Here is a 24,029-nt window from a genome sequence, read left to right on the forward strand (position 1 = left end):
CTCCGGATGGCAGCCCTCATCCCCTACCTTACTCCCATGGCAGACGACATCACCTTCGATAGCATTGAATCCGCGATAGACGATATTCGCAACGGCAAAATCATCATTGTTGTAGATGATGAAGACCGTGAAAACGAAGGTGATTTTGTGATGGCTGCAGAAATGGTTACGCCGGAAGCGGTAAACCTGATGGCGACACATGGCCGCGGGCTCATTTGTGCGCCCATCACGCGGGAGCGGGCGTATGAGCTCAACCTCGACCGCATGGTTCAGGATAACACCGACAGCCTGAAAACGGCTTTTACGGTTTCAATAGACTACAATCAGGGTACTTCGACCGGTATTTCGGCTGCCGACCGGGCCATCACCCTGAAAGCACTGATCCGAAACACGTCCCGCCCCGGGGACTTCAACCGCCCCGGGCATATTTTCCCGCTTATTTCTGTGGAAGGGGGCACCCTCCGCAGGGCAGGGCATACGGAAGCTGCCGTAGATCTCGCCCGGCTTGCCGGTTTATATCCCGCAGGCGTTATTTGCGAGATCATGAACGAAGACGGCACCATGGCGCGCCTGCCTGATCTGGTGAAAGTGGCTAAAAAGTTCGGTATGAAGCTCATCACCATAAAAGATCTGATCTCTTACCGCATGCATAAAGAGTCGTTGGTTAGAGAAATGGTGAATGTGAAGCTTCCAACAGTTTACGGCGATTTTCAGCTCTATGCCTTTGAAGAGCGGCTCACCGGCGGCAATCATCTTGCACTTGTAAAAGGGAGCTGGTCTGAAGACGAGCCTGTTCTCGTGCGCGTGCATTCACTGTGCGTAACCGGCGATATTTTCGGATCCAAGCGCTGCGACTGCGGTGAACAACTTCATCAGGCGCTCATCAATATCGAACAAAACGGCAGGGGCGTACTCCTGTACATGAATCAGGAAGGCCGGGGAATCGGGCTGGTGAACAAACTCAGGGCCTACAAGCTACAGGAAGACGGCCTCGATACCGTTGAAGCCAATGTTGCGCTTGGCTTCAAACCGGATCATCGTGATTACGGCGTAGGCGCGCAGATTCTCCGGGAACTGGGCGTGCGTAAAATGCGGCTGATGACCAATAATCCAACCAAGCGCGTGGGTTTGCAGGGTTACGGCCTTGAAATTGCTGAACAGGTTCCCATTGAAATTGAAGCCTATCCGGAAAACGAGCACTACCTGAAAACCAAGCGGGATAAGATGGGACACAAGCTTGATCATATCTCCGCACACAAGTCGGATGGATTCCTGAATTCGCTTAAAAAGTAATCGTTCCTCCGCAGTTGCTCATTTGACTGCATTTGGTTTTCATTTACGATTCAGGTTGTTTCCGTTAACAATTGACAGGTAAGGGTAAATGCCCCGAAGGCGGCAGGGAAACCGAAAATGATGGTATAAAAGCCTGATAACTATCTTTTTAAAGGCACAGCTGCATAATTCTCGGCTTGAGATGGTGTAATCAGCAACAGGGTGCTGTACGTAAAAAAGAAGCTAAAAATATTTTGCTATTACTAAATAGGATTTTATATTAAAGCGCGCTCAAGTAGCGTCTCTCTTGATGAATAGTTTAAGGCACTGTACGTGATAAATACGGTGCCTTATTTTTTACCTGCCTCCAAAGACTTCACGGATCAAAACTAACGCTTCAGGGCTCCGTAGGTCAGACATTCATCCCGTCAGCTTTCAGGTAATCCGTCCCCGCCTTTTCTCTCAACAGCTGTTGTAGTTTAAAACCGAATCAAATACATTAAATAACAGCTGATTGCACAGACACCCAAAAGGTAAGGAATACGCTGAACGCGGTTCGCTACCCCTCACCCGAGCGCGTGTCAAATAAAGCTGATAACCCGATTCCCATATTTTTTTTAATTCCATGAGTACTTTTGATATTACCTCCAGAAGCATACAGTCTGTTGAAATCCTTGATCTTTCCGGCGAACTTGACGCGCATACGGCACCCGTTTTGGAAGAAAGCATAACCCGGCTGATTGATGAACAAAAGTACAGCATTGTCGTAAACTTCAGCTCGCTTGACTATATTTCCAGTGCCGGACTTGGCGTTTTCATGGCATATATCGAAGAGCTACGCGACTTAGGCGGTGATATAAAACTCACCAACATGAAAGAATCTGTCTTTAATGTTTTTGATCTCCTTGGCTTTCCGGCACTCTACGATATTCTGGAGGAAGAACAGGAAGCCATCCAAAAATACCTGAATTCAAATCTGCAGGATTAATCTTGACCCAACAGCCCCGTCATATTGAGGTTGCCGCTTCCACTGAAAACCTGATTCAGGTTCGTAATTTTGTGGGAGAGCATGCCCGCAGGCACGGATTTAGTGAGAAGGAAACCGAACAAATACGGCTTTCTGTAGATGAAGCAATGACCAACGTAATTAAGCATGCGTACGACTTTGATTCCTCGCAGAAAATATACGTGAGTGTCGGAGCGGAAGACCGCACGTTTTGGGTAGCCATTCAGGACACCGGCCGGGCTTTCGATGTTTCCGCTTATAAGGTGCCAAATGTGCCTGAGCGTATTAAAAAGCGTCAGAAAGGGGGAGTTGGGGTTTACCTCATCAAACAGCTTATGGACAAAGTAGAATACAGTACAAGCAATCAGCAAAACGAAATCCGGATGATCAAAAACCTGTAGCCGCACCGTGCCCCTTTCCCAACCCTCCAACGAATCGCTCCGAAGCCGTTTTGAACTTAAAACCCTGCTCGATACCAGCAGGTTGCTGATTGAATCGCACGATACGGATTTCATTCTCAACAACCTTCTTCTCATTGTTATGGGGAAGCTGTTCACGCCCAAATCAGCCATCGTTTTACGTGATGATGACGGAAAGGGCTGGCAGCTTATGCGTGCCAAAGGGCGCACAGGCCTAAAGGAAGGCTGTAGATTTTCTCCCGGGCCGCACGAAGACAACCCTGATAAGCCCTGCCTGACCCTTCATGAGCTTCCTAAATCCTTTGCGGCCTGTTTTGAAGAAACGGGGCTGCAGTTCTTCTTCCCCATTCGTACAAGCACGGAACTACTGGGATATTTGTGCGCTGCACCCAAAGTAGGGGGCAAACCTTACAGCAAAACCGAGCTGGAGTTTGTGGAAAATCTGGTCATCATATCCGCGGTTGCCCTGTCCAACTCTATGCTGGTTAGCCGGCTCCGGAGCACCAACCGGGAGCTCGATCAAAAAGTGCAGGAACTCAACACCCTGTTTGAAGTCAGCCGCGAATTTAATGCCCTCGTTGACCGGAGTCAGGTACTGAGCGTGTTCCGCTTCACGCTGATGGGACAGATGATGGTGCGCCGCTTTTTCTTCCTTACGCGGCTGGAAGGTCAGCCGCAGTTTATTCTGCAACAGGGCCTGAAAGGCAGCATCACCAAAGTCGAAAAGGAGCAGCTGTTGCTAACTGACGCGGAGTGCGTATTCACGCATGAGCTCGCAGCTGCACCCGCTTACCTCACCGATAATCAGATTGAAGTGCTGGTGATGGTTAAATTACAGGATGAATGTGCCGTGCTGGGACTCGGGGCAAAAGCAAGCGGTCAGCCGTACTCAAAAAGTGACATCAACCTTCTTATCTCACTTGGAAACCTGGCTTTTCTGTCCATTCAGAAGACTTTTCTTTTGGAAGAGCGCATCGAAAAAGAGCGGATGGAAGAAGAGCTCACCATTGCGCGAACCATACAGAATACGCTCTTCCCAAGCCCGCTTCCTGCGCCTGAACCCTTCGATATTGCCGCACTAAACATTCCGTCCCGGCAGGTCGGAGGCGATTATTTCGACGTGCTCTGCGCCGATGACCGTCATCTCTATATGGTCATTGCCGACGTGACCGGAAAAGGGATACCCGCTTCCCTCTTAATGGCCAACCTCCAGGCCATGATTCACGTGCTTTCCCCGCTGAAGCTCGACATAGCCGAAACCACCGGAAAAATTAACGACATCATTTTTGCAAACACCCCAAGCGATAAATTCATCAGCTTCTTTTGGGGCCGCGCTGATCTCGAAACGCAGGTATTTGAATACTGCAATGCGGGTCACAATCCGCCGGTTTACTGGGACGCCCAAAAAGGAAAAACCGGCCTGCTAACAGAAGGCGGGATGCTGCTCGGTGCCCTGAATACCATGATTCCCTATCAGTCGGGCAAAGTTCAGCTGTATACCGGCGATGTTGTGGTGATGTTTACGGATGGCATCAGCGAAGCCATGAACGAAGCCGATGAAGAATTCGGGGAAGAACGGATTGCCGAAATCGTAGCCGCTCATCATCATAAAACAGCACAGGAAATCAAGCAGCTGATTTTAGACGAAGTAAAGACTTTTTGTAAAGGCAATTACGGGGATGATGTGACCATGCTGGTTTTTAAAATGAATCCGCAATAAACAGCGGTTTTTGTTAGGGTGATGAAGATTATTTCCATCAAAACAGCTTACCATGCCTGAAGTTTTTACCGACACCCTGCTTCGCCGTCTGTATGCCAATGATGCATCCATGTACGAGGAATTGCCGGAGGGCGTCTGCTTTCCGCAGTCAGCCGATGACCTGATCGGGCTGGTACGCCAGGCAGCTCTAAGCGGGAGCAGTATTACGGCCCGGGCGGCGGGTACGAGTCTTGCCGGACAAACAACCGGGGGCGGCATCATTGCAGATACCTCGCGCCACATGAACCGCATCCGCGCTATTGATCCCGACCGGAGAGAAGCGGTTGTTGAGCCCGGCGTTATCCGCGATACCCTGAACCGGAAGGCTGCAGCATTCGGCCTTAAATATGGTCCAGACACCTCAACGACCAACCGCTGCATGTTTGGCGGCATGATCGGAAACAATTCAGCAGGATTGTACTCGCTAAAGTACGGATCTGCAAGGGAGCACATCATCCGGATTGAAGCTGTGCTTGACGATGGCAGCCCCGTAATTTTTGGTCCGCTATCCGATGAGGAACTTGAAGCCAAAACCCGGCTTGATACCCGGGAAGGCGAAATATACCGGCAAATGCTGGCGCTGCTGAAAACCCACAAGCAGGCCATTCTCGAGCATTATCCGCATCCGGAAGTTGTGCGCCGAAACACCGGCTATGCCCTGGACCGGTTGTGTGAAATGTCCCCGCTTAGCCCGGGCGGGCGGGCCTTTAACCTTGCAGAACTGCTTTGCGGCAGCGAAGGTACCCTCGCGCTCATGCATGCCGCAACGGTCAGGCTCGTGCCCGCTGAACCCTTCCGGGTGTTGCTCATTCCTCATTTTGCGACGCTCGCTGAAGCCATGCATGCCACCGTCGAGGCTGTTTCACACCGTCCGGCTGCGGTTGAACTGATTGATGACATCATCATTGGCGCTACGGAAGGTAACCTGGAGCAGCAGCGCAACCGCTTCTTCCTTGAAGGCAAGCCGAAGTGTTTGCTCATTATCGAATTTGAGGGTTATGACCCATCTGTACTTCTGAAACAGTCAAATACCTGTGCGCAGGCCATGCAGCAAGCCGGCTACGGCTACGCTTTTCCTGTGATCGCTGAGCCGGATAAAATGCGGCGCGTTTGGGACCTGCGCAAAGCCGGACTCGGTCTGCTTATGGGGCTTTCAGCCGACGCCCGCACGCCTACGTTCACGGAGGACACAGCCGTTCGCGTGCAGGATCTGCCGGACTATGTTGCTGATTTTGAAGCCATGATGCAGCGCTACGGTACAAGTTGCGTGTACTATGCGCATGCCTCAGTAGGGGAGCTGCACCTGCGTCCGGCTATTGACATCACCCGGCCGGAGGGCGTTGAGAAGATGAAGCGGATGGCAGAAGAAGTTGCGGGTCTCGTCCGCAAATACCGCGGATCACTTTCGGGAGAACACGGGGACGGACGCGCGCGAGCGCCCTACATCCGCACGGTTCTTGGGGACGAAATGGTGGGTTTGCTGGAACAAGTTAAGCGTATCTGGGATCCGCACAACAGATTCAATCCGGGAAAAGTAGTTAACCCAAAGCCTATTGATACGCAGCTTCGTTACAGTCCTGAGCAAAAAATGCCGGAAGCTGACACCGTTTTTCAGTGGAGGAAAGAAGGTGGTTTCGGGCAGGCCTTGCAGCTTTGCAATGGTGCAGGCGTGTGCCGGAAGCGTGCAGAAAGCGGCGGGACCATGTGCCCGAGCTATATGGCTACGCTGGATGAAAAGGACAGTACCCGCGGGCGCGCCAATGTATTCAGGCAGCTGTTCCAGGCTAAGGGAACCGGGGCGTTTAGCAGTGAAGAAATCCGTGAAGCCCTGCGCTACTGCCTGAGCTGTAAAGCCTGTAAATCTGAGTGTCCTGCCAACGTGGATATGGCACGGATGAAAGCTGAGTTTATGCAAGGATGGCATGATCAGAACGGCAGCAGCTTCGCGCAAAGATTTTGGGCCAATCCGTTTCCGTGGCTGGAGCTGGGCGCCCGTTTCCCACAGCTTTCAAATGCTATTGCCGCCAGCAATCCCGGTCATTTTGTGATGGAGCGCCTTATCGGCCTTCATCCGGAACGACAGCTGCCGCGCTTTGCTGAAGTTAGTTTTACGGGATGGCTTAAAGAAAACTTTTCGCGTTTCCGCCATGCCGGAAAGCGGCCTGCTTCACCAAAGCCGCCGGTACTGCTGCTCGTTGATCCGTTTACAGATTTGCATGAACCGGAGCAGGCCATTGCTGCCCTCGAGGTGCTTTATGCTGCAGGAGCTGAAGTGCTTCCTCCTGTTGTTGCCTCCTGCGGCCGTACGCAGATTTCTTCAGGTTTTCCGCGAGAGGCGGTCAAGGTCATACAAACGCTCCTTCCCCGACTCGGTGCTGCACTTGCACGCGGTGCCGTGATTGCCGGTCTCGAGCCTTCCGAACTGCTCACCCTGCGCGATGAGCTGCCCGATTTAATCCCTTCCGGCGATACCCATGCGCAAACGGCAGCTGCGCTACAGGAACATGCGCTGCTTTTTGAAGAGTACATCGCGCGCTATGTCACCCCTGAAGAAGGCCGCCGTCTCTTCAGAAGCCGGCAGGAGCCCGTGCTGGTTCACGGACATTGCTACGTGAAAGCGCTGACCGGCACAGCGGAACTGATGCAGTCGTTACAGCTTGCCGGCTATGATCCGGAGGAAACCGACAGCGGCTGCTGTGGTATGGCCGGTAGTTTCGGGTATAAAGCGGAAACATGGGACCTTTCGCAGCAAATCGGAGCACAACGATTGTTTCCGGCAGTCAGAGCCCAAAGAAAAGACAGCCTGATTTGTGCGCACGGCTTTTCCTGCCGGCATCAGATAGCGGATGGTACAGGCAGGGAAAGCCTGCACCCGGCACGATTACTTCGGACTGCACTTCGTTAAACCGTTTATAATCAGGCATGAATGAAGTATTAGTAATGCTTTGATATGGTTTGATTTAACACTAAATTCGACTTGCAGATGTACATCAAGTTACGATTCATTCAAAAAAAATAATGAGCCCTGTTTGACGTCGCCTGCAATTCGTTAGACGTTTTAATCAATCTCATTACACTTATGACACTTTACGTAGGAAATCTGAATTACCGGGCAGGCGAACAGGATCTCAGCGAACTCTTTTCTGCATACGGAGAAGTTAAATCCGTGAGCCTGATCAGCGATAAGTTTACCGGCCGCTCCAAAGGCTTTGCATTTGTAGAAATGGATGAGGCAGCCGGCAATGAAGCCATTGCGCAGTTGCACGACACTGAATTTATGGAAAGAAGCCTCGTGGTAAATGAAGCGCGTCCCCGTGAAAACAGAGATTTCCGTGGCGGAAACCGTGGTGGCGGAGGACAGCGCCGTAACGATCGTGGCGGATACGGCGGTGGTCGCTACTAATTCACGATTCGACTTTTTAGCCTTATTTAGAAGCCGGTAGCGATACCGGCTTTTTTTATGCGATGCAGGCTCGCTGATAATCTTTGGCCGAATGCAGTAAGCGGCGGGTTCCAAAACAGCCTGGGTCTGGCGATTGCTGGTTTTCCTGCGCCCGTTTTGAAGCTGAAACGGCATGGATTTTACTTCAACCTCAAAACGGAAAGCTGTATCATGCCGTTACCTCATTCACAATCAGAACAAACTGCATGTTTAACTATTCAGCAAAACTTTCATGAAAGTCTATAAAGCAATTATTTTCATCCTTTTCAGCGCCGCCTTTCTGTTTTCTGCCGCGCAATTATCTTTCGCCGATCCTGAAGAAGCTCCAACAGCCTGGCCCAATCCGGATCTGCTCGTAGAAGCAGAAGACCTGCCGGTACTCCTTCTTGAACCTGATGTGGTACTTGTGGATATGCGCGCCGAGGGCTTTGCGGAAGGCCACATCCCCGGCGCAGTCTGGTTTGGCGGCATTCCCGCCCTTGTAAATTCCACCCATGAAATTGAGCAGTTCCTGGTTGATGCGGATGCCTTTCAGCAGCTCATGCGAACCATTGGCGTGCGCAATGATTCCAGAATAATTGTTTATGATGAGGGCAATGGTCTTGGTGCGAGCCGCCTGTTTTACGCGCTCAGTCTGTACGGACACGAGCAGGCCGCAGTCGTCAATGGCGGCATTGCAGCCTGGAAAGCCCTTGAGTTGCCCCTCGAGAAAGAAGCCGAAATTCCTATCCGCGGTAACTTCACCGTAAATTTTGACGAGTCGCGCTCCTGCGACATTACTTTTTTGCTCGGCAATCTTGAGCGCGATGATCTCGTGGTTCTTGATGCGCGTTCGCCTGAGGAGTTTGACGGTTCAGAAGTTCGTTCTGAGCGCGGCGGGCATATTCCCGGTGCCGTAAATTTGGAATGGCGGAAGTTTGTGCTTGACGGGGAAGATATTCCTTTTTTTCGCTCGCCTGATGAAATTGCCGCACTCCTGGCAGACAATGGCATTACCCCGGATAAGGAGGTAGTAACGCACTGTCAGAGTAACGTACGCGGCTCGCATGCCTTTTTTACCCTGCGGCTTATGGGCTACGACAGCGTTCGCGCATACGAGGGTTCATGGTTTGAGTGGGGTAACCGCGCTGATACGCCGGTTACCGGAAGCGAGTAAACTCCACACTGTGAACTAAAAAACTCATGTTACGGCCTGTCTCGCTTACCGGACTGGGAATTCCTGAAACCGCCCCCGATGACGTTCGGATCGGTCGTTTGATTTCTCTGAAGGAGGAGGAAGCTCACCTTACTCCTCCTTCTCTACAAAAGGATGCCTTTAGGGTTTGCATACTTGGGTTTGAGAGTGATGAAGGCGTTCGGCGGAACGGGGGCAGGGTCGGTGCTTCCCGCGCACCTGATACGATTCGGTCGGCTTTTTACCGGATGACTCCGGACCCCCAGGATAATGATGCGTTCAAAACGCTGATGGCTAAGACGATAGACTTTGGTAATTTGCCTGCCAATGCGCTTGAGCTGTCTGATGCGCAGCAAAAATTGGGTATTGTTGCGGCAACGCTACTCCGAAATAACGTTATTCCGGTGGTCATCGGGGGTGGGCACGAAACTTCGTTTGGTCATTTTTTGGGATACGCCGAAGCCGGAATACCGGTGAGCATTATAAACTGGGATGCACATGCGGATGTGCGTCCGCTTAAAAATGGCCTTCCGCACTCCGGCAGCCCGTTTTATCAGGCGCTTGAGCACAAAAGCGGCATGCTGCGGGCGTACACCGTAGCCGGTTTGAAACGGCAAAGTACGGCCAAATCACACCTCGATTATCTTCATCAGAAAATGACGGAAGGACGGGCGAAGTGGTTTTTTAAAGGAGAGCTAAATAAGCGGATGATGGGTAACCTCTATGACCGGCAAAAAGGCGCCATAATGGTCACGATGGATATGGATGCGCTCTCACAGCACATCGCGCCCGGCGTAAGTGCACCCAACCCTGATGGTATTCCTCTTGATCTGTGGCTGCATGCAGCGTACTGTGCGGGAAAACACCCGCGGGTCCGGTCTTTTGACCTTACGGAACTGAACCCTGCGTTTGATACCGACGGGCACACTGCGAGGGTCGCAGCGCTTACGCTCTGGACCTTTTTTAAGGGCTTGAGTGAGCGCTCAACTGCATAACTTTACATGCGGATATATTTCAGCTGTGCGTTTCCGGTAAGGGGATTGAGTTGCCGGCGTGCAGGGCCGCTCCTAAAATGCCCGCATTGTTAAGGAAATGTGCCGGTTTCAGGGGTGTCCGAATATCAATGTACTGAAACGTTTTCCCGGCTTTATGGCTCAGGCTCCCGCTGATTACGAATAAATCAGGGTGAAAAATTTCCTCATATTTCTGAAGCACATCTTCGAGTCGCTTCGCCCACTTCTTGCGCTTGAGGCCTTCATCGTGTTTGGTTTTTACGGAGGCGAGTTCGGCAGCGGTCAGGCCCTCCTCCATCGGAATGAAACCGAGTTCTGTGTTAGGCAGAAGCTGACCGTTTACAAAAACAGCGGAGCCAATTCCCGTCCCGACGGTGAGCAAAATAACAATGCCCGGCACATTTCGCGCACATCCGAACTGAACCTCTGCAAGGCCGGCGGCGTCTGCGTCGTTGATGACGGCAACGGGGCAGTCGGTCATTTCTTCGAACAAGGCGGCAGCGTTCACATCTGCCCATTGCGGGCTGAAATGCAGGCTTCGCACTACTACGCCGTTTCTCACCGGTTCGGGCAGGCAAAAGCCCACAGGGCCCTGCCATTTGAAATGGGAAACAAGCTTGTAAACCTTAGCTAACAGCTTGTGCGGGCTTGTGTCAGCGGGCGTGGGAATCCGGAAGTGCCCGCCTGTGAGCACTCCCGTTTTGCAATCTGCAACGCAGCCTTTAATCGCCGAACTGCCAATGTCGATTCCCAGTATTTGCATGCGGCTGCGATAAATGTTTTGGTTTATTCAGGTCTTAGTGAATCCGGTTTAGCTTCACCCTAACATTTAATTATGAGACGGCTTCCTGACCAATTTTCGTACAGGTTTTTGAGCCGGAGCGACCACAGCAATGCTTGAATTTCTTCCTGGGATCGAGCGGACAGGGCTCATTCCTGCCGAACTTCTTGCCAATCACAACCGGTTTCTGCGGTGCGTCTTCCGAGCGGTTGGTGGAAAGCTGCTGATCGCCCGAACTGCTGCTCGTGTAGTTGCCGGCGCCGTAAGAGCTTGCGCTTGAATGCTGTTCCTTCATACGGGCACGGTCATAGCGGCTTTGTGTTGGTGCGGCACCCATGCGAACGCCCTGCTGCTGATCCGGGGTAACCTGTGGCGCGGCCTTCCAAACCAGTGAAAGGGTTTCGGCATTCAGGTCTTCCATGAGCTTCATGAAGGCTTCGTAGGCTTCCCGCTTAAACTCACGCAAAGGATCCCGCTGTCCAAATGAGCGCAGTCCGACAGCTTCCTTGAGCTGATCCAGCTCGCGGAGATGCTCCATCCATTTTACGTCCACAATGGAAAGAACTGAAGCCCGCTGCAGCGCGATAATTAATTCGCGCCCTTTGCTTTCGAGCGTGCGTTCTACATTCAGCACTACGCGCAGCAAGCGGGCGCCGTCCGTGAACACCATGGTAACATCTGAAGAAAGATTGGTTACATTTTTATCATTTACAATACGCTGCAGGGTTTCATAGATGCGGTCGCAAAGCATGTCATTTTTGGCCCGGAAATGCTTCACAGCCTCATCAAAGAGAAAATCCGCAACACCGTCAACGCCAAAGGCTGCCCACTTCTCGCGGTCGATTTCAACATTCACGCCAAGACTGCGCAGCATGCGCTCCTGAATATTTTCATATTCGGCACTTCCGTAATGCTCCTCTGCAATTTTATAGACGTGATCTTCAAGCATGTCGAGGATATCACTCGTGAGCTTGTCACCGAGCAAAGCGTTGCGGCGGCGTGAGTACACCACTTTTCGCTGATTGTTCAGCACGTCGTCAAACTCGAGCTGACGTTTCCGCATGCTGTAGTTGTTCTGTTCAACTTTGCTCTGCGCCCGCTCTAACTGCTTGGTAAGGAAGCGGTTCTGAATAACCTCCCCTTCCTCATGCTTGAACTTTTCCAGCGTATTGGCTATACGGTCAGATCCGAACAGCTTCATCAGATCATCTTCAAGCGACACATAGAACTGCGAAATACCGGGATCGCCCTGACGTCCGGCTCTACCGCGAAGCTGAAGGTCAATCCGGCGTGATTCGTGTCGTTCGGAACCAATAATTGCAAGACCGCCAAGACCGAGAATTTCTTCACTCAGCTTGATGTCCGTTCCGCGACCCGCCATGTTGGTTGCGATGGTTACAGAGCCTTTCTGACCTGCAAGGGCTACAATCTCGCTCTCGCGGGCGTGCTGCTTGGCATTAAGGACTTCATGCTTGATGCCTGAGCGTTGTAGCATGCGGCTCAGCGTTTCGGAAACCTCAACGCTTGTTGTACCCACAAGGGTTGGCTGACCTTTCTGCTGATTTTCGCGCACCTTATTTATAATGGCATTGTACTTCTCCCGCTTGGTATAGTACAGCAAATCATCAAGATCCTTCCGCTGAATCGGGCGGTTGGTCGGGATTTCTACCACGTCGAGATCATAAATTTCGTGGAACTCGGTATCCTCCGTTGCCGCAGTTCCGGTCATGCCCGAAAGCTTGTGGTACATCCGGAAATAGTTCTGCAGGGTAATGGTCGCATAAGTTTGGGTAGCGGCTTCGACCTTTACGTTTTCTTTGGCTTCAATTGCCTGATGCAAGCCATCGGAGTAGCGGCGCCCGGCCAAAACACGACCGGTATGCACATCCACAATTTGTACCTTGTCATCCTGAATGATGTATTCCACGTCTTTTTCAAACAGGGTGTAGGCGCGTAAAAGCTGATTTACCGTGTGAATGCGCTCACTGCGCTCGGTGAATTTGAGATAGAGTTTTTGTTTCTCCTCCGCCATGGTTGCGCGCATGTCTTCAATGCGACGGGCGATTTCCCGCTCCCTTGCTTCTGCGTCAAGGCTGCTGTCAGCACGAACTTCTTTTTCAACGGCTGCTTTTTGCTGCTCAAATGCTTCCTGTGCCTTGGATGTCTCGGTCCCGATGTCAGGAATTACAAAGAAGTCTTCATCTTCACCTGATTTGGTGATGAACTCCCGGCCCATGTCGGTCATTTCAAGGGAGTTCTGCTTCAGGTTAACAGCATAGTACATGGCCTCATCCACAAACGGCATGTTTTTGCCCTGCTCCTGCAGGTACAAATATTCGGTCTGCTGAATAAGTTTCTGAATGTGCGGCTCCTGCTGCAGCTTTTGAAGCTTGCGGTTACGGGGGAAACCGCGTGTTGCCCGGAACAGCTGAAGACCTGCCTTTTCCTCATCGCCGTTTTTGAGAGCCTGCTCAGCTTCGTTCACAAATTTGGTGATGAGCTTTTTCTGTGCCTCAACAAGGGCCGCGATACGGGGCTTGAATTCCTTGTACTTGGCGCCGGCGTCGTCCTGCGGAACGGGGCCGGAAATGATGAGCGGGGTACGGGCTTCGTCAATCAGGACGGAGTCCACCTCATCCACAATGGTGAAGTGATGCCCGCGCTGTACAAGCTCGTCTGCGCGGTGTGACATATTGTCGCGCAGGTAGTCGAAGCCGAACTCATTGTTCGTGCCGTAGGTGACGTCGGCGCGGTAAGCCTGCCGGCGGTCGGGCGTATTCGGCTGATAGCGGTCAATGCAGTCGACCTTCAGGCCGTGAAACTCAAAGATGGGGGCGTTCCACTCGGCGTCGCGCTGCGCGAGATAGGTATTAACGGTAACGACGTGCACACCGCGACCTACGAGCGCGTTCAGGTAGGTGGGGAAAACGGATACCAGGGTTTTTCCTTCACCAGTTTTCATTTCTGCGATTTTACCCTGATGCAGCACCATACCGCCAATCAGCTGCACATCATAAGGGACCATCTTCCACTCGGTCATGTTGCCGGCAACCATCCAGCTCTTGCCAACAAATCTGCGGCAGGTTTCTTTCAGGACGGCATAGGCCTTGGGCAGGATGTCATCGAGTACGCCTTCCACAATTTCAAGCCATTCGGTATCAAGCTTTTCAAGCTCTTCGGCCAGCGTGCGGCGCTCTTCAATCGTAATGCTCTCTTCATCGCTGTTGAGCCTCTTTTTAAGATTTTCAATGTCGGCGTCAACTTCGGTTGTAGCTTTTTTGATTTCCTGCCGGAACTCATCGGTGTAAGCTTTCAGGGCGTCATCACTGACGGATCTGAGCTCATCTTCATAGCTTTTAATTTCTTCAAGAACGGGCTGCAGCTTTTTGATATCGCGGTCGCTGCTTGTACCAAAAATTTTGGAAATGCTTTTGATGATGGAATCAATCATATCGAAAAATAGGGTGTTGGGTTGGATGCTAATCCGGAACAGGAAGGCTTTCCGGAATGAAGGGCTTCATAGGCCTCAATCATTCAAAAGCCTGAAAAAAAACAGATTAGTAAGGTACGGTTTCTCAGGGCAGGGTTCAATGTGTTTATAATAAGGTCATGCGAACCGGAACAGGCACTGTGATGGCTTAAAATCAGCGAAAAGGGCCGGCGCAGCCAAACAAGCGCATAACACAGTCGCCAATAAGTATTCGGCGTATCACTGTGCAAAAAACGAGCCGGAATACGCCCATGAAGCAGAACTTCAGAAACACGTTTCATCAAACCCGGTTGGTGTGTAAGAACGCGGGTTATTTCCTGTCGGCTTCAAAATAGAAATATCGCGGAAAATGGGCCTAACCCCGTTGCGGGCTAACCTCTTTGGTTGCCTCAGGGGGAATGAAGGCGCCCGTGTACTACCGGCTCCGTCCGCTGTTTATTGCCTGTGGTTTAGAAGCCATGAACGTTTCCTGAGTGAAAATACGGGCCGAACCCGGGCTGACAGAAAAACGGAAAGTACGGTTTCGGTTTCATTGAAATTACCCTTATTTTTAGGGTCTTTTATTTTTGCAGTAATGTAATGCGTGAAATGCGTCTGTGCCGAATGCAGGCTGACGCATTTTTTTATGAAGCGGACACACTACTGTAAGCAATTCAATTCACTATCACACAGTTTCAAGTAACCCTATAGAATAGTCAGGAATTTTCCATGAAACGTACGTATCAGCCAAGTCGTCGCAAACGCGCTAACAAGCACGGTTTTCGCAGCAGAATGGAAACCGCCAACGGACGCAAAGTCCTTAAGCGCCGCCGTGCCAAAGGCCGTCACAGGCTAACGGTAAGCGATGCACGACCCTCTAAATAATTCTGATTCGCAAAAACGCAACAAGCTTCCAAGAAGCCGGATTCTGCGCGGTCGTGGCGCATTTGACCGGGTATTCAGGAACGGCACAAGGCTTTCAGGCGCCGTTGTTGATGCCCGCTATCTCGTGACCGGCCTGCCAGGTACCATGGTAAAAACAGGCTTTGCTGCGGGACGAAAATCAGGAGGGGCACCGCAGCGAAACCGGCTCAAACGCCTGATGCGCGAAGCATGGCGCCTGAATCAGCACCCGGTTAATGAAGCCAACGCGCGCAGGCAGCCGCCTGCCGAACTTCATATCGTACTGATCGCCAAAAAAAAGGCACCTCTTTTTGAACAGGTTGTTCAGGATGTTCAGGCTCATGCTTACGCCATCGCAGGTCTTTCAGGCGCAGACACGCAGACCGCGCAACACACGCACACGTAAAAGCTGATGAAGCGGATCATGGTTTTTTTTATTGATATCTACCGGGTCGGAATTTCACCCTACTTTCCGCCATCCTGCCGCTATAGCCCGACTTGCAGCGCCTATGCACGGGAAGCCATCATGCTTCACGGAGCGCTTAAAGGAAGCTGGCTCGCACTGAAAAGAATAGGAAGCTGTCACCCGTGGAGCAAGGGCGGATTTGATCCGGTACCCGGCAGTGAAGCGGCCAAAAAGTCAGATCAGCACCCATGACCCGCGCTATGCAATGCAACGCATTACTCCTCCTGCAAACGCTTAATTAAAATGCTTACTACCTTTGGATCGTAATCAAATCATCGGCATCATCCTCATCACGGTTGTGATGCTGGCATGGATGTTCTACATGGCTCCCACCGAGGAGCAGCTTGAGAGACAACAGCGCGAGCGGGAAATGCGTGACAGCCTCAATGCCATTGAGCGCATTGACCGTGACGCGGCAGAGCAAAGCATTGGCGAGCTTCGCGAACTTGATGAGCCGCTGACAGCACGCGGCGTTTTCGGAAATATCGCCGTAACCGATACGGTTCTCACTACGGTCGAAACCCCGTTTCACCGCATTACCTTCTCCAACGCAGGGGGCGGCCCCGTTCAGTTTGAGCTGATGAACCACATTAAATATGACGGTTCACAGGTAACCTTGCTTGCGGATACCACCCGTTCCGCCTACAACCTCGGCTTCCTCTCCACCGAAAACTACAACATCGACACGCAGGATTTGCTGTTCGTGCCCCGAACAACAGCATCCGAAATCAGTGTCGGTGCCGGAGAATCCGTTACCATAGCCTACGATCTGGTCCTTGATGACGGACGCACCCTCACCTTCGAGTACCTCATTACGGGCGACGGCTACGAGCTCGGGCTCAGCATTTTGTTCGACGGCGTGCGTGAGCTTATCAGTGGCTCCTACTTTGAATTCGGCTGGCAGCCGCGCCTCCGCACCACCGAGCGCTCGCGCAGTCAGGAAGCCACATACTCCGCAGCCTTTGTATATGCCGGCGGCGCCCTCGATGATATCAACCTGACCTCCGCCGGAACCGAACGCCGCTCCATTACCGGAAACATTGGCTGGGTAGCCACCAAGAGCAAATTCTTCACGCAGATTATTCAGCCGGTAGGCGAAACCGATGGTGCCATTCTCATGGCCGATGTCACCGGTCGTGATGACGATATCCGCACGCACTACCGCTCCATCATGCGCTCTATGGTGCCCGCCGACGGCGAAAGTCAGTTCCGTTTGTTTGTCGGCCCCCTCGATCACCGGCACCTCAACGAATTTCATCCTGCCGCTTACGATATGGTCGATACCGGCTTCCGCTTTTTACGCTGGTTCTCTGATCCCTTCGTAAACTGGATTGTGCTGCCCTTCTTCGGCTTCTTCGGCAACCTCCTCGGCAATTACGGCCTCGTCATTATCCTTTTTGCGTTCGTCGTCAAAATTGTGCTCTACCCGCTCACGAAGAAAAGCTTCGAGAGTATGGCTGCCATGCGCGAGCTGCAGCCGGAGATGAAAGCCATTCAGGAAAAATACAAGGAAGACCCGCAGGCCCAGCAGCAGGCCACCATGAAGCTCTTCAAAAAGGCCAAAGTAAACCCGCTCGGCGGCTGTTTACCAAACTTGCTTCAGGCTCCGGTACTGATTACGCTGTGGCGCTACTTCCAGAATTCAATCGAAATCCGTCAGGAAAGCTTCCTCTGGGCAAGCGACCTCTCCGCACCTGACGTCATTATACAGCTGCCCTTCAGTATCCCCCTACTTGGCGATTTTATCGCAGGATTTGTGTTGCTGATGTCGGCCACGATGGTACTGCAAATGAAGATCAGCGGTCAGGGTGCCGCCGCCAACCCGCAGATGAAGATTTTTACCTACATCCTGCCGGTCGTGCTCTTCTTCTTCTTCAATCAGTTCGCATCGGGCCTCTCGCTCTACTACCTCGTCTATAACCTCCTGTCCATCGGTCAGCAGATGATGATCAACAAGCAAATCGATCACGTCAAAATGATGGAAACCGTCGACAAAAAGAAAGCCCGTCAGATGGCAAAGGAGCAGAAGATGGAAGAGCGAAAAAAAATCAAGGAGTCACGCAATAAAGGCGAGTAATCCCTGTTTAATAGACATCATACAACAAATACCCCCTCATTATTTAAGGGAGCTTTCCTGACAGGAAGCTCCCTTATTTTTTTGCACGAAGTTTTTCCGGCACCCCGACCAGATTCACCGCCCCCCCTTATTGCTCAGCCGCCGGCTTCCCATTCCCCGTATACCTGCCGACAAAATATCCGCCCAAAATAAAAACAAAGGGATAGTTCTGATACAAACGTTCAAGCCCGGCAAGATTCAGAAGAATAAGCAGCCCGGCGAGACCGGCAATAAAAATAAGGTCGGTTTTCATAGCATGTAATTTAGGATTCTTCGGATTTCGCATGTATCGCAGATTTCTGCACACAGCTGCACCCAAAGTAAGAAACAACACCCTCAGCCTGAAGCGCACGCCCGTATTGTTCCGGCCTTTGTTTTTTTGGGTAAAACTCAGAGAGCATCAATGCCTCCGTGGCAGATTGCGGGCTCCCAAACCAAAGATGGGTCCCTTGCTTTTTTTCTTCATACGCGCGGACGGTTCTCCGGACCCGCATCAGCCGTCCGGTACCTGTCGATGTACTCCCTGTTCAGCAGCACCCAAAGTAAGAAACAACACCCTCAGCCTGAAGCCCGCGTCCGTATTGTTCCGGCCTTTGTTTTTTTGGGTAAAACTCAGAGAGCATCAATGCCTCCGTGACAGATTGCGGGCTCCCAAACCAAAGATGGGTCCCTTGCTTTTTTTCTTCATACGCGCGGACGGTTCTCCGGACCCGCATCAGCCGTTCCATACCTGTCGATGTACTCTTTGGTGAGCAGCACCAACCGCTCGGTTTGCATAAGCAGCCAAATCAGGCAGGTACCTTGAATCAGCATCCAGGCTTCGCGGCCCTCAAAGCCAAGGAAGCCGATGTTATAGGAAGGCGTCATGAGCAGCAGTGCGATACCGGCTGCGAGTCCGATCAAAAAGAAAAACCACGACAGCCTGACCGAAGCTACCCGCATCCGACGCAGCTCTGCCGTAACATCGGCCAGCTCAGCCGTCACATCCGCGGAAGACTGACCGCCTGCAGCAACGGTCTGCGGTGCATGTGCTTCGGCCTCCAAAGCCGCTACAGCCCGCATCACATCATCCTCAAAATCAGGGAAGGGCATGGAAGTTTCCGACTTACGCATCACTTCCGTCATAAAGTGATCGTCTTCGGGTCGGGGGGGAACAGGTGCAGGGTTAGGTTTCATCACAAAAACAGGTCTTCGGGTTTAAGGCTGAAGGTCTTTTCGAGCAGGACACGCATGTTTTGGCGCGCCCGGTAAAGCAGCACTTTTACATGCGATTCACTCCAGGACGTAAGCCCGGTAATTTCGCGCACCGTGTAGCTTTCCAGATAAAAGAGCCTGAGCACCAGACTCTCACGCGCATCAAGCCGGGCAAGGGCCTGATTGATGTAGTGCCGCTGATGGGCATCACGTATATCCCGGTCAGCGTCTGCCGGAACAGGCACAGCTGCCTCGGTTTCGGAAGTCAGAGCCGGGTTTTGGGAGTGCTGACGGGCCAGCGCAAGTGCCTCACGGATCACAATCCGGTGCAGCCAGGTCCGGAAAGCGGCTTCCCGGCGGAAACTGCCCAAGTGCAGCCATGCCTGAACAAACGCCTGTTGAACGGCATCGCGGGCAGCATGGGGCTCCTTCAGCACCGACAGCGCCAGGCCCCAGGCGCTGTCCTTGTGGAGACGCACCAGGTGCCTGAACGCTTGCTGATCACCGGCAAGAACCGCATCAATATAGGCTTCCGAATCGGACATGAACTGTTCAGCTTACTGGTTGGTAAACCATCATCAGGATTTAGTCGTGGGTCCGGTTGGTGTACCAAACTGTGCTGAACGCGGTGCATCCGACTCCGCTTCTGCAGCTTTTCCTGCGTCAGGACTTTCGGCAGGCTGTTCGGGTGCTTCCTGCACGGGAGCCGACGGATTACTTACAGATTGGGAATCCGCAGGTGCTGTTCCCGCAGAAGTATCTCCGGTAAACGGCAGTTTTTCATCCGGACTCACTGGCTGCGTAGCTATCCGGATGGGATCGCTTGCGGTCTCTATCGGAAAAACGAGATAGGAGACCAGCAACCCCAGTCCTGCAAGGGAGCCCCCAAGCCAAATGGTAAAAGCACTCATGAAATGCTCTTCAATAAATATGCCCAGGAAAAGCCCGAACGCGACAAAGCCAAGCCGCGCCCAGACATAACTTTTTCCGCCTTTGGGCACATCCGGAAAAACAATGCCTTTTTCCAGCATGGCAAGCCGCTCCTTATGTTTGAGAATGCGGTTTACAAGAAAAATAGCAAGCAGACTGAGAATCAAAAGAAAGGGGATGATTTCATCGAGATACATGGTCGTAAATGATTTAGGATGAAGGGAAAGTGTATTGCTTAGAGCGCCCGGGCGGGGAACAGGTTACAAAAAAAGCTACAGACTTTTCTGCCTGTAGGTATTGCGACCATGCCGTATCTTAGAGCAAAAATGATGACCTCCCGTTATTTTCAATTCAGCCCATGATTTATCAGTTTCTTGACAGCAAACCTTTCTACGGTCCCTCCAACTTTATAGCTCCGAGTGCCGATATCATCGGTGATGTACACCTCGGCGAAGAAAGCAGCGTATGGTTCAACTGCACCATACGCGGGGATGTAAACTTCATCCGCATCGGCAAGCGCTCCAACGTGCAGGATAACACCTGCATCCACGTGATGAACCAAACCGGCCCGACCATCATTGGCGATCAGGTCACCATCGGACATCAGGCCATGCTGCACGGCTGTACCGTGCGCGACCGCGTGCTGATTGGCATGAGCGTGACCGTGCTCGATAAGGCCGTAATCGAAAGCGACTGCATCATCGGGGCCGGCAGCCTGGTCACACCCGGCAAAGTAATGCCCTCAGGCTGGCTCTGCATGGGCCGCCCGGCCAAGCCTGTCCGCAAACTAACTGATGAAGAACGGACCTCCGTCATAGAATACTCCGATAACTACGTAAAATACAGCCGCACCTACCTGCGCCTCGATACGTACGACACCAACCCTTTCTACAAAAAACAAACGGAATAAACGCCGGATCATCAGCCGGGATGAAATCAGAATATCTGCCCTGAGATGGTAAGCATCTGCAGGCCAACCGGATACTAAGCCTGGTTTATCTTCGTTTGTGGCGAAATGTTCCCATTACCGTTAACCTATTCAAAAAAAGCAATGATTACTAAGGAAGAAGTCAACACCGCTCAGCTAAACTGGGGTAATGCCATTGTTGAAATCGGCAAGCTTAAGGACAAGCCCGTTCAGGAACTTAAAGACAAGACGTCCGCGATGATTCGCGAACTCTATCATTTTGAAGGCGGTCCCATCATGTTTAAACCTACCCGCGCAAAGGATAACCCCTTCAGGGGCGACTTTGACGCTGCGCTCTCGTACTTCATCGGCCACAACGAAAACTTCGCCGAAGACGATGGGTTTGCCCTTCAGCCCTGGACGGCTGTCCGTTTTGAAAACTTCCACGTACAGCTCGAGAGCAAGCGGGCTATCGCCATGGGCGAGTACTTCTTCACCACGGAAGACGGGGAAGAGAAAAAAGTAGAGTACACCTTCGGCTATGTGAAAGTACCCTCCGGAGCGCTAAAAATTGACCTGCACCACTCCTCTGTACCTTTTGCGCCAACCCTCGGCAAGTAAAAGACGCGCAAGCGGGCAGCACAAATAAGACCTGTTTTCAAACCCTCAGCACGCCCATACGGATTGGGTGCTGGGGGTTTTTTATGGATGTAAGTCCGCATCCTTCAACGGCTAAAAAAAACAGCATCCATATTTTGATGGTTAACCCGCATTATTCACGATTAAACGGGCTTTATTTGCTTAGTGTGAGTTAAAATTTGGCTTCGTGAATAATGCGGTTTAAGCGGTATCGTGCTGATTCTGTATATTCGGCAAAAGCCCGGCACGGGCTGCGCAACTGATTCGACTCTAACTATTTTCTGATGAAGACTACTGTCCCCGAAGGCACCCTGTTGTGGGAACCTGCCCCTGAGCAAATCGAACAAACCAACCTCACCCGATACCGGCACTGGCTGACGGAAACACGCGGGCTCCGGTTCGACGACTATCACGCGCTCTGGCAATGGTCGGTCGATGAAACCGAAGCCTTCTGGGCGTCTCTTTGGGATTATTTCGATATCCGCAGCCATGCCCCGTACACAGCCGTACTTGGTAAACGCGATATGCCCGGCGCGGACTGGTTCCCCGGCAGCACCCTCAATTTTGCCGAACACCTGTTCCGCATGGCCTCAGCGGAACATCCTGCACTGATTTTCCGCACCGAAACCCTGCCCATGACGGAACTCAGCTGGGCAGAACTTCGCGCACAGGTTGCCGCGCTGGCTGCGCACCTGCGCGATAGCGGCGTGAAGCCCGGTGACCGGGTCGCAGCTTTCCTCCCCAACAGCCCGCACGCCTTTATTGGCATGCTGGCAGCGGCAAGTCTGGGCGCGGTTTGGTCTTCCTGCTCGCCGGATTTCGGCGCAGACAGCGTCACGGAGCGCTTCAGTCAGATCGCGCCGGTCGTGCTTATTGCTGTGAACGGCTACACCTACAACGGCAAAAAGATGGACCGCAGCCCGCAGGTGAGCCGGCTTGTTTCGCAGCTAACAAGTCTGCGGGAAGTAATCACCATCAGCTGGCTGCCTGACGGACCGGCCATCCCGCCACAGTCCGGCCTCCGTTTTACGGACTGGCAGCAGGCGGTTTCCCGAAAAGAAGCCGAACTCACGTTTGAGCCGGTGCCATTTGCGCATCCGCTGTGGGTGCTGTATTCATCCGGTACAACCGGACTCCCGAAACCCATCGTGCACGGACACGGGGGCATGCTTCTTGAGCACCTCAAGTACATGGAGTTCCATGCTGATGTGCGTCCCGGCGACCGCTTCTTCTGGTATTCCACGACCGGCTGGATGATGTGGAATGTCGTGCTGGCTGCCTTGCTTCGGGGCGCAACGGCTGTGCTTTACGACGGCAGCCCTGCCTGGCCGCGGGCAGATGTTCTGTGGAAATATGCCGCTCAAGCCCGCATGACAACCTTCGGCACAAGTGCGACCTATCTGGTGAACTGCCTCAAAACCGGCATGCGGCCCGCTCAATCGCATGATCTGAGCAGTCTCCGCTCCGTAGGATCGACTGGCTCCCCGCTTCCGCCGGAAGGTTTCAACTGGGTCTATCAGGAAGTTGGCCGGCACATACAGCTGAATTCGACAAGCGGCGGTACCGACATTTGCAGCAGCTTTGTGGGCGGAAACCCGACCCTGCCCGTACATGCCGGTGAAATACAGTGCCGGGTGCTTGGTGCCGCAGTTGAAGCCTGGAACGAAGCGGGTCAGGCGGTAACGGAAGAAGTCGGGGAGATGGTCATTACAAGGCCTATGCCGTGCATGCCGGTAATGTTTTGGGGTGATGAAGGCATGAAGCGCTACCGGGAAAGCTATTTTGAGATGTTTCCCGGGGTTTGGCGGCACGGCGACTGGCTCAAAGTTACCTCCCGCGGCAGCTGCGTGATTTACGGCCGGTCAGACGCTACCCTCAATAAAATGGGTGTCCGAATCGGAACCGCCGAAATCTACCGGGCCGTAGAAGCGGAAGCGGCTGTGCGGGACAGCCTGATTGTGAGTCTGGAGCGGGCCGACGGCAGCTGGTACATGCCGCTGTTTGTAGTCATGCAGCAAGGCGCAACGCTTGATGACGACCTCCGCCGCCGGATTGGGGCAAACATCCGCGATCGCATCGCGCCGCGCTTTGTACCCGACGCCATCATCCAAATTCCCGAAATTCCCTACACCCTCAGCGGAAAAAAAATGGAGAAGCCCGTGAAACGTATCCTCGAAGGTACGCCGGTTGCAAAAGCCGCAAGCCCCGACTCCATGCGCAACCCGGATTCCCTGTCCCTTTTTGAAAAACTCCGCTTAGGGTAATACGCGATAGGATGGAACGCAGATTTTCGGGATGGGGAAGGATTTTCGCGGATTATTCACTTTCAGACCCCAAAAAAAACCTGAAAGGGTGACATACCAAAGCACAGGGTGCAACCCTGTGATCGTGATGTTTCTCATTTGAAGCCCTGAAAGGGCGGCATATTTCCGATGTCTGAAATTCACATTAACCCGGATTTAACCGACCGAAGTATGCCGCTCATTCAGAGCTCTGATTATCCGGGCGTACGGTCGTACCAGGGTTTACACCCCGAGCT

General features: G+C 52.5%; 21 protein-coding genes. 15 read left to right on the forward strand and 6 right to left on the reverse strand.

Annotated elements, in window-relative coordinates; translation table 11 throughout:
* The first annotated feature begins 6 nt into the window (after positions 1–6).
* The 8 genes from CYPRO_RS03100 (at position 7) to CYPRO_RS03135 (ending at position 10,067) form a co-directional block, all read left to right on the forward strand.
* Positions 7–1,293 (forward strand): bifunctional 3,4-dihydroxy-2-butanone-4-phosphate synthase/GTP cyclohydrolase II, encoded by a 1,287-nt coding sequence (locus tag CYPRO_RS03100; RefSeq protein ID WP_270049192.1) that lies wholly within the window; start codon positions 7–9, stop codon positions 1,291–1,293.
* Positions 1,294–1,897: 604 nt separating this feature from the next.
* Positions 1,898–2,260, forward strand: coding sequence for an STAS domain-containing protein (locus CYPRO_RS03105; protein WP_114983236.1), 363 nt, complete (start codon positions 1,898–1,900; stop codon positions 2,258–2,260).
* Between the two features lie 2 nt (positions 2,261–2,262).
* Entirely contained in the window at positions 2,263–2,679 is a 417-nt protein-coding gene (locus tag CYPRO_RS03110; RefSeq protein WP_164682498.1) for an ATP-binding protein, read from the forward strand.
* Between the two features lie 7 nt (positions 2,680–2,686).
* Positions 2,687–4,417, forward strand: coding sequence for a SpoIIE family protein phosphatase (locus CYPRO_RS03115; protein ID WP_114983238.1), 1,731 nt, complete (start codon positions 2,687–2,689; stop codon positions 4,415–4,417).
* Positions 4,418–4,469: 52 nt separating this feature from the next.
* On the forward strand, positions 4,470–7,361 hold the full coding sequence (locus tag CYPRO_RS03120; RefSeq protein ID WP_240644819.1) for an FAD-binding and (Fe-S)-binding domain-containing protein: 2,892 nt from the start codon (positions 4,470–4,472) through the stop codon (positions 7,359–7,361).
* A gap of 174 nt (positions 7,362–7,535) precedes the next feature.
* Positions 7,536–7,859, forward strand: coding sequence for an RNA recognition motif domain-containing protein (locus CYPRO_RS03125; protein ID WP_114983239.1), 324 nt, complete (start codon positions 7,536–7,538; stop codon positions 7,857–7,859).
* Between the two features lie 271 nt (positions 7,860–8,130).
* Positions 8,131–9,054 carry a sulfurtransferase gene (locus CYPRO_RS03130; protein ID WP_114983240.1) on the forward strand — a complete coding sequence of 308 codons (924 nt, stop codon included), beginning with the start codon at positions 8,131–8,133 and terminating at the stop codon, positions 9,052–9,054.
* Between the two features lie 26 nt (positions 9,055–9,080).
* Positions 9,081–10,067 carry a formimidoylglutamase gene (locus CYPRO_RS03135; protein WP_114983241.1) on the forward strand — a complete coding sequence of 329 codons (987 nt, stop codon included), beginning with the start codon at positions 9,081–9,083 and terminating at the stop codon, positions 10,065–10,067.
* Positions 10,068–10,086: 19 nt separating this feature from the next.
* On the opposite strand, the gene ppgK is transcribed toward CYPRO_RS03135, so the two are convergent.
* Complete coding sequence (ppgK, locus tag CYPRO_RS03140) at positions 10,087–10,848, reverse strand: polyphosphate--glucose phosphotransferase (protein ID WP_114983242.1); 762 nt, start codon at positions 10,846–10,848, stop codon at positions 10,087–10,089.
* A 70-nt stretch (positions 10,849–10,918) separates the two neighbouring features.
* Positions 10,919–14,317 (reverse strand): preprotein translocase subunit SecA, encoded by a 3,399-nt coding sequence (secA, locus tag CYPRO_RS03145; protein WP_124245498.1) that lies wholly within the window; start codon positions 14,315–14,317, stop codon positions 10,919–10,921.
* A 747-nt stretch (positions 14,318–15,064) separates the two neighbouring features.
* Here secA and rpmH point away from each other — a divergent pair.
* From rpmH to yidC, 4 genes are all read left to right on the forward strand, one after another.
* Positions 15,065–15,220, forward strand: coding sequence for a 50S ribosomal protein L34 (gene rpmH, locus CYPRO_RS03150; protein WP_114983243.1), 156 nt, complete (start codon positions 15,065–15,067; stop codon positions 15,218–15,220).
* Complete coding sequence (locus CYPRO_RS03155; RefSeq protein WP_114983244.1) at positions 15,201–15,644, forward strand: ribonuclease P protein component; 444 nt, start codon at positions 15,201–15,203, stop codon at positions 15,642–15,644. The genes rpmH and CYPRO_RS03155 overlap by 20 nt, the downstream gene beginning before the upstream one ends.
* 18 nt (positions 15,645–15,662) lie before the next feature.
* Positions 15,663–15,896, forward strand: coding sequence for a membrane protein insertion efficiency factor YidD (yidD, locus tag CYPRO_RS03160; RefSeq protein WP_408625699.1), 234 nt, complete (start codon positions 15,663–15,665; stop codon positions 15,894–15,896).
* A 64-nt stretch (positions 15,897–15,960) separates the two neighbouring features.
* On the forward strand, positions 15,961–17,781 hold the full coding sequence (gene yidC / locus CYPRO_RS03165; protein WP_114983246.1) for a membrane protein insertase YidC: 1,821 nt from the start codon (positions 15,961–15,963) through the stop codon (positions 17,779–17,781).
* A 127-nt stretch (positions 17,782–17,908) separates the two neighbouring features.
* Here yidC and CYPRO_RS16520 read toward each other — a convergent pair whose 3' ends face one another.
* From CYPRO_RS16520 to CYPRO_RS03185, 4 genes are all read right to left on the reverse strand, one after another.
* A complete protein-coding gene (locus tag CYPRO_RS16520) occupies positions 17,909–18,073 on the reverse strand; it encodes a hypothetical protein (RefSeq protein ID WP_164682500.1) in 165 nt (54 codons plus the stop codon).
* 431 nt (positions 18,074–18,504) lie between these two features.
* On the reverse strand, positions 18,505–18,996 hold the full coding sequence (locus CYPRO_RS03175) for a hypothetical protein (RefSeq protein ID WP_114983248.1): 492 nt from the start codon (positions 18,994–18,996) through the stop codon (positions 18,505–18,507).
* A complete protein-coding gene (locus CYPRO_RS03180) occupies positions 18,996–19,559 on the reverse strand; it encodes an RNA polymerase sigma factor (RefSeq protein WP_114983249.1) in 564 nt (187 codons plus the stop codon). The genes CYPRO_RS03175 and CYPRO_RS03180 overlap by 1 nt, the downstream gene beginning before the upstream one ends.
* A gap of 33 nt (positions 19,560–19,592) precedes the next feature.
* Positions 19,593–20,141 carry a hypothetical protein gene (locus tag CYPRO_RS03185; RefSeq protein WP_114983250.1) on the reverse strand — a complete coding sequence of 183 codons (549 nt, stop codon included), beginning with the start codon at positions 20,139–20,141 and terminating at the stop codon, positions 19,593–19,595.
* A 161-nt stretch (positions 20,142–20,302) separates the two neighbouring features.
* Here CYPRO_RS03185 and CYPRO_RS03190 point away from each other — a divergent pair, with 161 nt between their 5' ends.
* The 3 genes from CYPRO_RS03190 to CYPRO_RS03200 all read left to right on the forward strand — a co-directional run bounded on the left by CYPRO_RS03190 (position 20,303) and on the right by CYPRO_RS03200 (position 23,754).
* On the forward strand, positions 20,303–20,854 hold the full coding sequence (locus tag CYPRO_RS03190; RefSeq protein ID WP_114983251.1) for a gamma carbonic anhydrase family protein: 552 nt from the start codon (positions 20,303–20,305) through the stop codon (positions 20,852–20,854).
* A gap of 141 nt (positions 20,855–20,995) precedes the next feature.
* Complete coding sequence (locus CYPRO_RS03195) at positions 20,996–21,472, forward strand: hypothetical protein (RefSeq protein WP_114983252.1); 477 nt, start codon at positions 20,996–20,998, stop codon at positions 21,470–21,472.
* A gap of 302 nt (positions 21,473–21,774) precedes the next feature.
* The gene (locus CYPRO_RS03200; RefSeq protein ID WP_114983253.1) at positions 21,775–23,754 is read left to right on the forward strand and encodes an acetoacetate--CoA ligase; all 1,980 of its coding nucleotides are present in this window, start codon (positions 21,775–21,777) and stop codon (positions 23,752–23,754) included.
* Positions 23,755–24,029 lie beyond the last annotated feature (275 nt).

This window comes from Cyclonatronum proteinivorum, from assembly GCF_003353065.1.
Lineage (GTDB): Bacteria > Bacteroidota > Rhodothermia > Balneolales > Cyclonatronaceae > Cyclonatronum > Cyclonatronum proteinivorum.

Excerpts from the sequence above, each read along its gene's own strand:
- CYPRO_RS03100 (WP_270049192.1), top strand. The coding sequence starts at position 7 with ATGGCAGCCCTCATCCCCTACCTTACTCCCATGGCAGACGACATCACC.
- CYPRO_RS03105 (WP_114983236.1), top strand. The coding sequence starts at position 1,898 with ATGAGTACTTTTGATATTACCTCCAGAAGCATACAGTCTGTTGAAATC.
- CYPRO_RS03120 (WP_240644819.1), top strand. The coding sequence starts at position 4,470 with ATGCCTGAAGTTTTTACCGACACCCTGCTTCGCCGTCTGTATGCCAAT.
- CYPRO_RS03125 (WP_114983239.1), top strand. The coding sequence starts at position 7,536 with ATGACACTTTACGTAGGAAATCTGAATTACCGGGCAGGCGAACAGGAT.
- CYPRO_RS03130 (WP_114983240.1), top strand. The coding sequence starts at position 8,131 with ATGAAAGTCTATAAAGCAATTATTTTCATCCTTTTCAGCGCCGCCTTT.
- CYPRO_RS03135 (WP_114983241.1), top strand. The coding sequence starts at position 9,081 with ATGTTACGGCCTGTCTCGCTTACCGGACTGGGAATTCCTGAAACCGCC.
- ppgK (WP_114983242.1), bottom strand. The coding sequence starts at position 10,848 with ATGCAAATACTGGGAATCGACATTGGCAGTTCGGCGATTAAAGGCTGC.
- secA (WP_124245498.1), bottom strand. The coding sequence starts at position 14,317 with ATGATTGATTCCATCATCAAAAGCATTTCCAAAATTTTTGGTACAAGC.
- rpmH (WP_114983243.1), top strand. The coding sequence starts at position 15,065 with ATGAAACGTACGTATCAGCCAAGTCGTCGCAAACGCGCTAACAAGCAC.
- CYPRO_RS03155 (WP_114983244.1), top strand. The coding sequence starts at position 15,201 with ATGCACGACCCTCTAAATAATTCTGATTCGCAAAAACGCAACAAGCTT.
- yidD (WP_408625699.1), top strand. The coding sequence starts at position 15,663 with ATGGTTTTTTTTATTGATATCTACCGGGTCGGAATTTCACCCTACTTT.
- CYPRO_RS16520 (WP_164682500.1), bottom strand. The coding sequence starts at position 18,073 with ATGAAAACCGACCTTATTTTTATTGCCGGTCTCGCCGGGCTGCTTATT.
- CYPRO_RS03175 (WP_114983248.1), bottom strand. The coding sequence starts at position 18,996 with ATGAAACCTAACCCTGCACCTGTTCCCCCCCGACCCGAAGACGATCAC.
- CYPRO_RS03180 (WP_114983249.1), bottom strand. The coding sequence starts at position 19,559 with ATGTCCGATTCGGAAGCCTATATTGATGCGGTTCTTGCCGGTGATCAG.
- CYPRO_RS03185 (WP_114983250.1), bottom strand. The coding sequence starts at position 20,141 with ATGTATCTCGATGAAATCATCCCCTTTCTTTTGATTCTCAGTCTGCTT.
- CYPRO_RS03190 (WP_114983251.1), top strand. The coding sequence starts at position 20,303 with ATGATTTATCAGTTTCTTGACAGCAAACCTTTCTACGGTCCCTCCAAC.
- CYPRO_RS03195 (WP_114983252.1), top strand. The coding sequence starts at position 20,996 with ATGATTACTAAGGAAGAAGTCAACACCGCTCAGCTAAACTGGGGTAAT.
- CYPRO_RS03200 (WP_114983253.1), top strand. The coding sequence starts at position 21,775 with ATGAAGACTACTGTCCCCGAAGGCACCCTGTTGTGGGAACCTGCCCCT.